Here is a 13295-nt window from a genome sequence, read left to right as displayed (position 1 = left end):
GCTATTCTATCTGCGGGGTAATACTTAGGAATACCAAGTAATACCAACGCAGCAGAAACAAACTCCGGATGCGGGCCAATCGGGTTGCCTTCACAGCCCGTCGCCCAGCCGCGTGGCCCGCATCTATCCGCACCACCGTCGTTTCAAAAAGGAAGCGCCATGGCAGAACACATGACCCCGGTTGTCGCGAAGGTCTTGCCCGAGGAAAAGGCGGCCTTCGCGGCGGCAACCCAGCTCGTGGGCACCACGCCGTCCAACGCCATCCGCATGTTTATCGCCGCGTTCAATCGCTGCGGCACCTTCCCGTTCGACATTTCGCCCAACGGGGCTTTTGGCGCTGCGCCCGATTCTCATCAACAATGACTGTCCCCAAGTGCCGGGTTTTGAGGAGGTTGGCATGCTCAATGCGCTGGTTTGGGCGCTTGCCTGTTTTGGTGTCGTCGCTGCCGATATTGCCCTGAGCATTGTTTTGTTCTCCGCGCTGGACATCGTGTCGGCACTGACGGGTTTCCCGATCGACAATCTCGATATTCAATGGTTTCAGGCCGCCGCTCAGACGGCGTCGTTTTTGATGGCGCTGCTGTGGTGGCGCTATCTGTGGCCCCGCTCCTTCATGGCGCGCCGGCAAGGTGAACGCCCGCTCGGCGGGGGAGCAAATGCTGCATGGAAGCGCGTCGCATGCGTTGTCGTGATCGGCCTATCCATGCAGGTGGTCATTAGCTACCTATGCGACGGCGTGCTGTCGCTGCTGCCCGAGGTTGCGGCGGACTATAGCGAGCTCGTCGAGGAAACAGGCTTGGGCGATACCAACCTTCTTGCCGTCCTGACCACGGTGCTCGGCGCTCCGTTTTGCGAGGAGTTGCTGGTGCGCGGCATTGTTTTTGAGTTTTCGCTACGAGCGTTTAATCCGCAGTGCCGCCCGCTTTGGAAGCGCAGGCGTCGTGCGAGCGCGCAGGACGGCGCCATGGTGCCCTGGGCGGCACCAAGCACGTGGGGTATCGCCGCGGCGATTGTGCTGCAGGCGGCAATCTTCGGTTTTATGCACATGAACTGGGTACAGGGCTGCTATGCGGGTGCCGCCGGCCTCATCTTTGGCTGGGTGCTCGTGACCACCGGAAAGCTCCGCTACACGATCCTGCTGCACTTTGCCTTTAACGCCGGGTCGTACCTGATGGGTCTGTTGTGGTTTGTGAACACACCGCTCGACGTGGTAATCACGGTCGCTATCGCCGGCGTCATCCTCGTTGAGGCTATGCGCTCGCTGCGCCACGCGTGTGGGATGGGCGCAGCGAGCGCGCCGCTGCCCTAGTTGCGACGCCCGCCTCCGTTGGCGCCCTGACGCCCCTGAGCTGCACGGTTGCGCCCGGCAGTGTTCTGTGCACGCGACATGCCGCCGTGCCCCTTGCTGCCTTTGGGTCCCTTGCCGCCAGCGCCACCGTGCGGCTTGCCGCCTTTCTTGCCGGTGCCATGCCCACCGCCAGCAGGCGTCTCACCCGGGCGCGGCGGCACGGGGCGGATTAGACAGTGTTTGGTGTAGCCGATCAGGTCACGACGCCCGGCTTTTTCCAGCGCCTCGCGCACGAGCTTGTAGTTCTCGGGCTTGCGATACTGGATGAGCGCGCGTTGCATGGCCTTCTCGTGCGGGTCGCGTGCCACGTAGATCGGCTGCATGGTGCGTGGGTCCACGCCGGTGTAGTACATGCAGGTCGACATGGTGGACGGGGTGGGGTAGAAGTCCTGCACCTGCTCGGGCATGTAGCCCATGTCGCGCACGGCCTCGGCAAGGTCCACAGCTTCCTTCATGGTCGAGCCGGGGTGGCTCGAGATTAGGTATGGCACTACGTACTGCTTGAGTCCGTATTCGCGGTTCAAGCGTTCAAATTTACGGCAGAACGCGTCGTAGACGGCGCGGCTCGGCTTGCCCATCACAGAGAGCACCGCGTCGCTCACATGCTCGGGCGCTACGCGCAGCTGGCCCGAGACATGGTGTTCCAGCAGCTCGCGCAAAAACTCGTCCGAGGCATCTGCCATGGTGTAGTCAAAACGGATGCCGCTGCGGACGAAGACCTTTTTGACGCCCGGCAGCTGGCGCAGGTCGCGCAGCAACTGTGTGTAGCCGCTCTCGTCGACCACCATGTTTTTGCATACGCTCGGCCACAGGCAGCGCTTGTTCTTGCACACGCCGTGCTTGAGCTGCTTGTCACAGGCCGGGCGGCTAAAGTTGGCCGTCGGTCCGCCCACGTCGTTGATGTAGCCCTTAAACTCGGGATCGCGCGTGAGCAGCTCGGCCTCGCGCATGATCGAGTCGTGGCTGCGCATCTGCAGTACGCGGCCCTGGTGGAAGGTGAGGGCGCAAAACGAGCACTCGCCAAAACAGCCGCGGTTGGAGCTAATGGAAAATTTGATTTCGGCAAAGGCCGGTACGCCGCCCGCCGCGTCGTAGTCGGGATGCCAATCGCGGGCGTAGGGAAGCTCGGCCACATCGTCCATCTCGTCGGTGGTGAGCGTCGCCGATGGCGGGTTCTGCACCACATAGACGCTGTTGGGATAGGGCTCTACCAGGCGATGACCGGTGATGGGGTCCATATTCTGCTGCTGCACGTTAAAGCTGCGCGCGTAGTTGAGCTTGTCGGCGGTAAGGTCGTCCCAGCTGGGCAGCAGGTCGTAGTCGTAGACCTCGTCGAGCGAACCCGTGCGGTAGACGGTGCCGTTGATATAGGTGATCTGGTCGACGGGCAGTCCCGCGTCGAGCGCGTCGGCGATCTCGACAATCGCGTGCTCGCCCATGCCGTAGATGAGGATGTCGGCGCCCGAGTCGAGCAGTACCGAGCGCTTGAGCTTGTCCTGCCAGTAGTCGTAGTGGGCCAGACGGCGCAGGCTCGCCTCGATGCCGCCGATGATGATGGGAGCGTCCTTGAACGTCTGGCGGATGAGGTTGCCATAGACCGTGACGGCTCGGTTGGGACGGTGCCCCTCTTCGCCGCCGGGGGTGTAGGCGTCGGAGTGGCGGCGGTGCTTGGTCACCGAATAGTGGTTGACCATGGAGTCCATGTTGCCGGCACTGACGAGAAAGCTCAGGCGAGGCTCGCCGAGCACCGTGATGCTGGCGGGATCGGTCCAGTCGGGCTGGCAGATGATACCCACCTTGTAGCCGTGCGCGTCAAGGACGCGGCTGATGATAGCCATGCCAAAGCTGGGATGGTCCACGTAGGCGTCACCGCAGATGTAGACAAAGTCGCACTGGTCCCAGCCGCGCGCATCCATGTCGGCACGACTGACGGGGAGGAACTTATCGCGGCCCGGACGCCAGGGGCGGGCGGGCGTCGCTTGGGAATGCTTGGTGCGGGCGACCGTGGCCTGCGCCTTACCGCCGCGCTTTTGCTGCTGGCCCTGTTTGCCCTGCTGACTGCGCTGGTTGTTCTGAGCGTGCTGAGGCTTTTTTGCCACGATCCCTCCCGGTGTTTGTATGCTGCACGTAATTGTAACCAGTCTTTTTGGGACGGGGCTAAAAAGACTGGTGGAGTACATGGGTTGGCGGATCGGCGTATCGATGCGGGTGCCGTTTGTTTCCAGACTGTGTATCCGCGCGTTGGGGAGCCCGTCTCGCGCGCATGCCATGTTGTCAATGGGTTACAGTATGAACGGCGGCTATGTTTCCGCCAACGCACGAGAGAGTCGTCAACAAGGAGGATGCACGACGATGCAGCGTGCCAAACAGATATCGGAGTCTATTGAGCTGGGCATCATCTTGGCGCTCGCCGGTGGCTTTATGGATGTGTATTCGTACATTGGGCGCGATCATGTTTTCGCCAACGCGCAGACGGGCAACATCCTGCTCGTGGGCGTGAGCATCTCGGAAGGCAACTGGGCACTGGCGGGGCGCTACTTCTTCCCCGTGGTGTCGTTTGCTGTGGGCATTATGCTTGCCGACCTGGTTCACGAGCGGTTTGGCAGTGTGATTCACTGGCGCCAGGTGACGGTGTTTTTTGAAGCCGTTATCTTGCTGGGCGTGAGCTTTATCCCGGGCGGCGGTTACAACCTGCTCGCCAACTGCCTCACCTCGTTTGCCTGCGGCATGCAGGTCGAGAGCTTCCGCAAGATCCACGGTCACGGCATCGCCACGACCATGTGTATCGGCAACCTCCGTAATGCCTTGCAAAACGTGGACGACTACATCATCACCCACAAGCGCGGCTTTTTGGAAAACGGCCTGCTGTACTTTGGCGTGATCTTTACCTTTGTGTTTGGCGCCGTGTTGGGCAACTGGTGTATTGAGCGCATGGGCCTGCACGCCATCGTCGTGGCGAGCGTGCTGCTGTTTGTCGCGTTTGCCATCATGTTCATCGACCGCGAGCGCGACTTGCGTTTTCGCTGGAAGGTTGCGGCCGAGGCTTGGAAAGAGGGCTGTCGAAAGTAACCGAATGCGGCAAAGGGACAGCCCCTTTGCCGCAATATATTTTCATCTCTATGTAGTACAGCTTCAGGAGCCAGGAAAAAACTATCTAGCTCCTGAATGTTGTTACGAACTGCTTTTTGCAATTTATTCGAGATGCTCTTCAATCCGAGCCCTCAGAAGGGCAATGGCTGTGGGTATTCCAATTGCGGCGGCTAATTCGGCTTTATCCAAAACCTGTATGTTAAAGCACGATTGTTTATCACATTGAAGGACGTTAACTGAAGATAGCTTCACTTCCCGTTGACTGAATATATCGTAATCTCCAAATAGGAAGTTACCTTTTATTGTGTAATTCGGTATGTTCGTTACGCACTTCATCTCAAGTCTGTTTAGGCCATAATCGAACACCGCAACTTCCTTGTGTTCGATGATGAGCGCAACCCTGGGCATGTTACTAAAACCACCGTCGACGACAGTAAAGAGCTTTTCATTTGCATCGTCATAAACGGTGTATTTAAGACTCAATAGCTGTCCTAGTGGACCCGTGAACCCATGTCTTTTGATGTTGAGGTTGTCTCCCGCTGGGTTGACGAGAGCCAGAGCATGCGGATAAGGGTTACCTTCAATTGAGATTCGATATTCGTTTGTAGCCGTCTTGCTCGATTTAGGACCAGTAGCCATCACGCGTCATCGCCTCGATCGAATTGGAACCGTCTTCTGCTTCGTGCGGAGAATTACGCTGTACGTTGCAGTACATGCAGCTGCAATAACCGCATGGGCAATTTCTAACAAAATGAATGACACTATTTGCTGCATGCATATTAATTACTATAAAGTATCCTTTTATAAACGTATTGTCAAACATATATTGCTAAAACAGAAACAATTTATAGACTGAGTTGGTCGTATTCTTTGGGCAATTGCTCCTATAATCTAGCCTTCGCTGCAGTCGGGAGGGAAGGGCTGGGGCTCCGTTATTATGTTGAAACGCTTTAACACTTTTGACGTTCTCATGCATTTTTTGTTTCAAAAGCGTTAGGATGGAACTTGCAGCGCGGGGCGTAATGGGTGCCCCGCACACGATGGGAGGCTATCAATGGCTAATCGTTTCGTTCTCAATACCATTTCTTATCATGGTTCCGGCGCCATCAAGGAGATCCCCGGTGAGCTCCAGCGTCGCGGCTACAAGAAGATCTTCGTCTGCTCCGACCCCGATCTGGTTAAGTTTGGCGTTACCGCTAAGGTGACCGACGAGCTCGACGCCGCCGGCATCGCTTGGAGCCTCTACTCCGAGATCAAGCCCAACCCCACTATCCAGAACGTCAAGGACGGCGTCGAGGCCTTCAAGGCCGCCGAGGCTGACGCTATCGTGACCATCGGTGGTGGCTCCTCCATGGACACCGCCAAGGCCATCGGCATCATCATCAACAACCCCGAGTTCGCCGACGTCCGCAGCCTCGAGGGCGTTGCTCCCACCAAGAACCACGCCGTGTTCACCATCGCCGTGCCGACGACCGCCGGTACCGCCGCCGAGGTGACCATCAACTACGTCATCACCGACCCCGAGAAGGTCCGCAAGTTCGTGTGCGTCGACACCAACGACGCCCCCGAGGTTGCCGTCGTCGACCCCGACATGATGGCTTCCATGCCCGCCGGCCTTACCGCTTCCACTGGTATGGACGCTCTGACCCACGCCATCGAGGGCTACACCACCAAGGGCGCCTGGGAGCTCTCCGACATGTTCCACTTTGAGGCCATTAAGTTGATCAGCGAGAACCTGCGCGACTCCGTTGCCGAGGCCAAGTCCGGCCAGCCCGGCTCCGGCCGCGAGGGCATGGCTCTTGGTCAGTATGTCGCCGGCATGGGCTTCTCCAACGTTGGCCTGGGCATCGACCACGCCATGGCTCACACCCTGTCTGCTCACTACGACACCCCGCACGGCGTCGCTTGCGCCATGCTGCTGCCGATCGCCATGGAGTTCAACAAGCCGGTCTGCGCCGAGCGCCTGGCCAAGGTTGCCGTCGCCATGGGCGTTGACACCACGGGCATGAGCACCGACGAGGCTGCCGACGCCGCCATCGCCGCCGTCAAGCAGCTCTCCGCCGACGTGAACATCCCGCACGTCTGCGAGGCCATGAAGGCCGACGAGATCGAGGTCCTGGCCAAGGACGCCATGGCCGACGCTTGCTTCCCGGGTAACCCGCGCGAGGCGACGCTCGACGACGTCATCGAGCTCTTCAAGAAGATTTGCCCGGCTGCCTAGCCCAGTTTGGTGGTCCTTCGCCCGTAGGCGTATGGTCTTTTGACTTGCTGCTGGCCCCGCCGTGCTACGCGCGGCGGGGCTTTTTGTGCCGCGCCGATGCCCCAAGATGGGCAAAACCAAGGCATGCTGCCCGCTGCGGATAGGTGGTGCACTTCTCAGCGTGCATTTTTGGGAGTATTCAGCAAGCTCTGAAAAATGCATAACGTTGTGAATGGGCCGCAGTGGCCCGCAGACGCCCATCGACAGCCCTTGTGGGCGGGCTATCGATGAGCGGAGGGGGCTGCCACCGCGTTTTTGGTTTGCGACGACCTGCAACACTGCTGTAACCGCGTCGCTTTGCCGTTTGCGATGGGGCTGACGGGGTCCACGGTGCTGAATACTCCGTATTTTGCACGGTCCAAGGTGGGGTACCCTGAGACGAAGCAAATAGATGCCTCATATTTATGCAGATACCGATAGGATTTATGCAAGATTGGGACTGTAAACCGAGCGCGTGCACAAAACCGGTGCGGGGACGTCTGGAGTCGGCTCGGTTTCTAGAGTATTGCACGTGCAGAAAGGTTAAAATCGGGGCTCGGTCTTAGTTTTACTTGGAAGGATGCATATGGCTTCTAATGTTGATGCTTCTCTAGAGGAGACGCTCTCCTATATTACTGACCAGTTGAAGACGCTGACTTCTATTGCTTCACCTACGGGCTATACCCGTGCGGCTACTGACTATCTAATGGAAACGTTGCGCGATATGGGCTTTGGCCCCGAGCGCTCCAATAAGGGCAACGTGTTGGTTGAGCTTGGCGGCGAGGGCGAGCCGCTCGTATTGGCGAGCCATGTCGATACCCTGGGCGCCATGGTGCGCTCCATCAAGGACAATGGTCGCCTGCGTCCCACGACGCTTGGCGGGCATCAGTGGTCTACGGCCGATGGCGAGAACTGCACCGTTTACACGCGCGATGGCAATGTCTACACGGGTGTGGTTCTCAATACCGAGCCTTCGGCGCATGTGGCCGATGAGCCGGTCAAGACCATCGAGAAGAACATGGAAATCCTGCTCGACGAGAACGTCGACAGCAAGGACGACGTGCTCGAGCTGGGCATTCAGGCTGGAGACATCATCGCTATGGATCCGCGCACCACGGTGACGGAGAGCGGCTACATCAAGAGCCGCTTCCTTGACGACAAGCTGTCCGCGTCGATTCTGCTGGGTCTGGCTCGCGCCGTTGCTGACGGCGAGGTGACGCTCTCGCGCAAGGTGTCACTGCTCTTTACCGTGTACGAGGAGGTCGGTCACGGCGGCGCCTTTGTGCCGGCCGACACGCGCGAGATGATCAGCGTGGACATGGGCTGCGTGGGCGACGATCTGGGCTGCACCGAGCGCATGGTTTCGATCTGCGCCAAGGATTCGGGCGGTCCGTACAACTACGACCTGGTGACGACGCTGTCCAACATCGCGCGCGAGCTTGAGCTCGACTACGCGATCGATGTGTATCCGCACTACGGCTCCGACGTCGAGGCTACGCTTTCGGCTGGTTACGACATTCGCCACGGCCTGATCGGTCCCGGCGTGTACGCGAGCCACAACTACGAGCGCAGCCACATCGACGGCGCGCGCAATACCTACGAGCTCGTTCGCGCCTACGTTCAGCGCTAGGGGAAGCGGTTCATAGCTTGGCTGACCAATTGCTCTAAGGCCCGATTGCTCGGGCCTTTTTTCAATTCAGTCCGTTTAGTATTATCCTGTATAAGATAAGTTATTTTAACGCGTGAAATACTTAACGAGGTGATGCGGCGCATGGATACATCGGAATACTTATCTATGGGTGATGCCGCCCGTCTACTAGGCGTCACAAAGGCTCGCATATCGCAACTGGCGGCATCCGGAACGCTCGCATGCAATACTGTGGGTGGACGGAAGATGGTTGAGTATAATTCCGCGATCGCCTATCAAAAGGTCCGCAAACGAGGGCGCCGTCCTGCAGCCGATGTGGGGCGCAAGTTTACGCTGATGTCGGCCGACCATGAGGTCGCGCATGTCTCATTTGATCCGACGCGCGAGTTTCCCTTCGAAATCGCCGAGGTCCTCGATACGCAACGAATGCCGTTTGGCACGTGTTCGAGCTTTTCTCCAACGGTGAATAAGCGGGAGCTCAACGTGTGGTGGAGCCATCGGTCGGTGCCCGATGTTCGCCCTGGGCTTATCTCGCGCTACCGCGAGCTGGGGGTTGTCAGCGGCGTTGAGGTGCCGGTTCAGTGCCTGGGCCTCTCGCTTTCGGATTGCTATTGGCTGCGGCCGACCGATTGTGCCGAACTCAAATGGCAAAACATCAATTATTTTGAGAACGAATTTGAGCGATCGGCGCCCGAAGAGCGTTCGGGTTGGCTGGAAGGCATCGGTCTTAAAAATCCGGATAACACGTCCGAGGGCGAGCTTCCTAAATCGTGGATGATCCGAAACGGCATTCGCATTTTGGCTAAAGGACGCGGCATGGACGATCAGCGTCCCTTTAACGAGGCGGTTGCAACGGCTCTGCATCGTCGCTTGCTGTCGGAGGGCGAGTTTGTTCCTTATACGGTTGAGCGGATGTTCGATGGCCCTGTGTGTCTGTGCGACGACTTTCTTGACGGCCGCGAGGAATACGTTCCGGCTGTTTACGTTAAGGGCGCACTTGGTAGCCAGCGGGGAGACTCGACATACGATCGATACTGTCGCTACCTTGGCAAGCATGGTGCCGATGAGGTCGCTGTGAGAAGGTCTATGTCGCAGATGATTGTCTGCGATGCCCTTTTGGCCAACAGCGACCGCCATTGGCGAAACTTCGGCATCATCCGTAATGTCGACACCCTGGAGATAAAACCTGCACCGCTGTTCGATAGCGGCAACTGTCTGTGGTATAACGTGCCAACTGTCTTGCTCGCGGCTGGGGAGTTTGGGTTTTCCGCTAAGCCGTTTGGGCCCGACCCTTCCGCTCAGCTGGCGCTTGCGGACTCGCTCGATTGGTTCGATTCATCGCGGCTCAACGGATTTGTTGATGAGGCGATCGAGATTCTTTCGCAGAGCGAATGGGCGACGGCGGAGGGTCGACTCGAGGCCATTTGCCGCGGCCTCGAGCGTCGCGTAATCGAGGTTGGTGCCGCTGTTGAGGTACTTCGACACGTGCAGCGATAAACCCACGGCTACTTAAGTGCGCCGGTCACGGTACCGCCGCCCAGGACGATGTCGCCGCGATAGACTACAACGGCCTGGCCGGGGGCGATGGGTCGTTGCGGCTCGTCAAAAGTTAGCAGCATTTGTCCGCCGGCGCCACGTGTAAGGGTTGCTGCCTGGTCTTTCTGACGGTAGCGGTACTTGGCGCCCACGCGGATGCCGCCGGCGTCGAGCTCCGCCTCCATGTGGTCGGCGGGGGCGCTCCAGATCCAGTCGTTGGCCGTGAGCGCTGTGGCCGCCAGGTCCTCGGCCTCGCCCAGATGCACGGTGTTGTTGGCGGCGTCGACGCCCGTTACGTACACGGGATGCGCCATCGCAACGCCCAGGCCCTTGCGCTGGCCGATGGTGTAGCGCAGCGCGCCGTTGTGGCGCCCGACCACGCTGCCGTCGCGCCACACAATGTCGCCCGGTGCAGCGGGATGTCCGCAGCGGCGCTCGATATAGCCCGCGTAGTCACCGTCTGGAATAAAGCAGATGTCCTCGCTTTCGGCCTTCTGGGCGTTGGTAAAGCCCTGCTCGGCGGCTATGCGGCGCACGTCGCGCTCTTTGTCTAGGCCTGCCAGCGGAAAGATCGTGTGTGCCAGGCGTTCCTGCGTAAGCGAATACAAAAAGTAGCTCTGGTCCTTTTTGGGATCTTCGCCGCGATGTAGCTGCCAGGTGCCGTCTGCCGCCTGGCTTGTTTTGGCGTAATGTCCCGTTGCGATGTAGTCGCAGCCCATATCCAGCGCCGCATCCAGCAGCGCGCCAAACTTAATGTGGCGGTTGCAGATGATGCACGGGTTGGGCGTCAGTCCTTCCTGGTAGGCGTTCACAAAGCACTCGATCACGTTGCGGTCGAAGGTCTGCTGCAAGTCGAGCACATGGTGGGGTATCCTCAGGCGCTCGGCGACGGCCTTTGCATCGGCGATGTCGCAGTCGACTTTGCTCATACCCGTGGCGGGGTCGGGCGCGGGGCAGGTGAGACGCATGGTGGCGCCGATGCATTCGTAGCCCTGGCGCTTGAGCAGATACGCGGTCACGCTGGAATCGACGCCGCCGCTCATGGCGACGAGCACGCGCTTATTGTGCATGGGGAGGTTCTCCTTGGTGGCATGTGGCCAAAAAAAGAAAAGCGGCACGGGAGGCTGGTTCCGCGCCGCAGACATTGTAGCAAGTTCGGGCGTCGTGTGGGACACCCTGTTGGGATGGGCTCAGGCAGCCAGAAGAGAGGGCAGACCGGCGTGCCTTGGGTCTATCGACAAGTGACGGGCCCTTAGTCCTGGAACAGTGCCGTGGACAGGTAGCGCTCGCCGGTGTCGGCAAGCAGGGCCACGATGGTCTTACCCTCGTTCTCGGGGCGCTTGGCCAGCTGCAGCGCGGCCCACACGGCGGCGCCTGACGAAATGCCCACGAGCACGCCCTCCTTGTGGCCCACGGCGCGGCCGGTGGCAAAGGCGTCCTCGTTCTCGACGGGGATGATCTCGTCGTAGACCTGGGTGTCGAGGACGTCGGGCACAAAGCCGGCGCCGATACCCTGGATCTTGTGCGGGCCGGCCTGGCCCTTAGAGAGCACCGGGGAGGTGGCGGGCTCGACGGCGACGACCTGAATCTCGGGGTTTTGCTCCTTGAGGAACTCGCCCACGCCGGTCACGGTGCCGCCGGTGCCGACGCCGGCGACGAAGATGTCGACCTTGCCGTCGGTGTCGTCCCAGATCTCGGGGCCGGTCGTGGCCTTGTGAATGGCCGGGTTCGCGGGGTTCACAAACTGGCCGGCGATGATGCTGTTGGGAGTTTCCTTCTGCAGCTCCTCCGCCTTGGCGATAGCGCCCTTCATGCCTTTGGAGCCGTCGGTGAGCACGAGCTGTGCGCCGTATGCCTGCATGAGCTTGCGGCGCTCGACGGACATGGTCTCGGGCATAGTGATGATCACCTTGTAGCCGCGGGCCGCCGCCACCGAGGCGATGCCGACGCCGGTGTTGCCGCTCGTGGGCTCGATGATGGTGTAGTCGCCACCGCGCACGAGCTTGCCGGCCTTCTCGGCCTCGTCAATCATGTTCTTGGCGACGCGGTCTTTGACGGACCCGGCGGGGTTGAAGTATTCCAATTTGACGAGCACACGGGCCTTGAGGTCCTCGTCGGCCTCGAAGTGGGTGAGCTCCAGAAGCGGGGTGTGGCCGATAAGCTGATCGATGGACGTGTAAACATTGCTCATGGTGAACCTCCAAAGTGTTCAAATGACTGGATACCGTGTGGTTTTACGGTGTGTGTGGCAGCGAAACCCACAAACCTTATGGGTTGTTCGTTTTGCTGTTGGCAAGCATAGTAGACAGTAAAGCCTAGTAACGCAATAGGAAATAGAAGATTATTACGAGTCGATTAACCATCTTGACGGGAATAGGTATTTTCAAAACCAATTTTTCGGCTAGAATTTCTACGAATTAAAAGACCGAAAGGCAGCTATATATATGTTGGTTTCCACAAAGGGCAGATATGCCCTGCGCGTTATGGTCGACCTGGCCGAGCACCAGGCGACAGGCCGTATCCCGCTTAAAGAGATTGCGGCGCGTCAGGGTATTTCGGAGAAGTACCTCGAGAATATTCTGGCTACGCTCGTGCGCGCCAACATGCTCTCGGGCATGCGCGGCAAGGGCGGCGGCTATGTGCTCACGCGCCCGCCCGAGCAGTACACGGTGGGCGAGATCTTGCGCCTGACCGAGGGCAGCCTGGCGCCGGTCGCCTGCCTGGATGGCGACTGCAAGGGTTGTTCGCGCTCTGACGAGTGCCCCACGCTCGACGTGTGGAAGAACCTGGACAAGCTTATCAACGACTACCTCGACGGTGTGACGCTCGATCAACTTGTCGCTCCCAACGAAGGCTACGACTACGTGATCTAGCCCACCTGCCATTTGGGGACGGGGTGGAAATGGCAGATTCTCTCGCCCTTTGAGACTTGGCAAATAAGAAGGCCGCCCATTTTTGTGATGGGCGGCCTTCGTTTTGGGCTGTTGAGACGGGCGCGGCCGGAATGGCCGTTTCAGCCCTCGGCGATGCTGTCGAGGATGCTGCGCATGATGGACACCAGGATGCTGCCCATAAAGGCCGATCCAAAGCTGGCGATGGAGATACCCGCGCCCAGCAGATTGACCGACAGATAGCTGGCCAGCTCGAGCATAAAGCTGTTGACTACGAGCTGAAAAATACCCAGCGTAATGATCGTGAGCGGCAGCGAGATAACCGTCAGAAACGGCTTGACGAGCGAATCGACGATGTTCAGGAACAGTCCCACGAAGGCGAAACAGACCCAGGCCTCGGCAAAACCGAAGGGCTGGATGCCGGGGACGAGGAACGTGGCGATCGCGATGGCGATCGAGGTGAAGAGCCAGTTAAGCATAAAGCGCATGGCGTGAATCCTTTCTTGCGCCGGGGTTGCTGGCGTCGCGTGAAGCGGCTTGCGG

The 13295-nt window shown here is 59.3% G+C and carries 12 protein-coding genes; 7 read left to right on the top strand and 5 right to left on the bottom strand.

Features of this window, described 5'->3' with window-relative positions; genetic code table 11:
- The first annotated feature begins 159 nt into the window (after positions 1-159).
- A complete protein-coding gene (locus DXD56_RS02320) occupies positions 160-363 on the top strand; it encodes a hypothetical protein (protein ID WP_055252556.1) in 204 nt (67 codons plus the stop codon).
- 34 nt (positions 364-397) lie between these two features.
- Positions 398-1309 (top strand): CPBP family intramembrane glutamic endopeptidase, encoded by a 912-nt coding sequence (locus DXD56_RS02315; RefSeq protein ID WP_117639800.1) that lies wholly within the window; start codon positions 398-400, stop codon positions 1307-1309.
- Here DXD56_RS02315 and DXD56_RS02310 read toward each other — a convergent pair.
- Entirely contained in the window at positions 1306-3447 is a 2142-nt protein-coding gene (locus DXD56_RS02310) for a YgiQ family radical SAM protein (protein ID WP_233524905.1), read from the bottom strand. The genes DXD56_RS02315 and DXD56_RS02310 overlap by 4 nt on opposite strands.
- Before the next feature lie 253 nt (positions 3448-3700).
- Here DXD56_RS02310 and DXD56_RS02305 point away from each other — a divergent pair, with 253 nt between their 5' ends.
- On the top strand, positions 3701-4417 hold the full coding sequence (locus DXD56_RS02305; RefSeq protein WP_117639796.1) for a YoaK family protein: 717 nt from the start codon (positions 3701-3703) through the stop codon (positions 4415-4417).
- A gap of 123 nt (positions 4418-4540) precedes the next feature.
- On the opposite strand, the gene DXD56_RS02300 is transcribed toward DXD56_RS02305, so the two are convergent.
- The gene (locus tag DXD56_RS02300) at positions 4541-5077 is read right to left on the bottom strand and encodes a hypothetical protein (RefSeq protein WP_117639794.1); all 537 of its coding nucleotides are present in this window, start codon (positions 5075-5077) and stop codon (positions 4541-4543) included.
- A gap of 415 nt (positions 5078-5492) precedes the next feature.
- Here DXD56_RS02300 and fucO point away from each other — a divergent pair, with 415 nt between their 5' ends.
- From fucO to DXD56_RS02285, 3 genes are all read left to right on the top strand, one after another.
- Positions 5493-6659: a lactaldehyde reductase gene (gene fucO, locus DXD56_RS02295; RefSeq protein ID WP_022094861.1), complete on the top strand. Its 1167-nt coding sequence runs from the start codon at positions 5493-5495 to the stop codon at positions 6657-6659.
- A 604-nt stretch (positions 6660-7263) separates the two neighbouring features.
- A complete protein-coding gene (locus tag DXD56_RS02290) occupies positions 7264-8307 on the top strand; it encodes a M42 family metallopeptidase (RefSeq protein WP_117639792.1) in 1044 nt (347 codons plus the stop codon).
- A gap of 264 nt (positions 8308-8571) precedes the next feature.
- The gene (locus tag DXD56_RS02285) at positions 8572-9822 is read left to right on the top strand and encodes a DNA-binding protein (RefSeq protein WP_117639790.1); all 1251 of its coding nucleotides are present in this window, start codon (positions 8572-8574) and stop codon (positions 9820-9822) included.
- Positions 9823-9830: 8 nt separating this feature from the next.
- Here the strand turns inward: DXD56_RS02285 and mnmA are convergent, their stop codons facing one another.
- Together mnmA and cysK are read right to left on the bottom strand one after the other, a co-directional pair.
- Positions 9831-10931, bottom strand: a complete 1101-nt coding sequence (gene mnmA, locus DXD56_RS02280) for a tRNA 2-thiouridine(34) synthase MnmA (protein WP_117639788.1) — start codon at positions 10929-10931, stop codon at positions 9831-9833.
- Between the two features lie 182 nt (positions 10932-11113).
- A complete protein-coding gene (gene cysK, locus DXD56_RS02275; RefSeq protein ID WP_117639786.1) occupies positions 11114-12052 on the bottom strand; it encodes a cysteine synthase A in 939 nt (312 codons plus the stop codon).
- A gap of 253 nt (positions 12053-12305) precedes the next feature.
- On the opposite strand from cysK, the gene DXD56_RS02270 reads away from it, so the two are divergent.
- Complete coding sequence (locus DXD56_RS02270) at positions 12306-12734, top strand: Rrf2 family transcriptional regulator (RefSeq protein ID WP_117564502.1); 429 nt, start codon at positions 12306-12308, stop codon at positions 12732-12734.
- Positions 12735-12874: 140 nt separating this feature from the next.
- Here the strand turns inward: DXD56_RS02270 and DXD56_RS02265 are convergent, their stop codons facing one another.
- Complete coding sequence (locus DXD56_RS02265; RefSeq protein ID WP_055250947.1) at positions 12875-13240, bottom strand: phage holin family protein; 366 nt, start codon at positions 13238-13240, stop codon at positions 12875-12877.
- Positions 13241-13295 lie beyond the last annotated feature (55 nt).

Source organism: Collinsella sp. TM06-3, from assembly GCF_003436395.1.
Lineage (GTDB): Bacteria > Actinomycetota > Coriobacteriia > Coriobacteriales > Coriobacteriaceae > Collinsella.
This window is presented reverse-complemented; position numbering and strand designations above follow the sequence as displayed.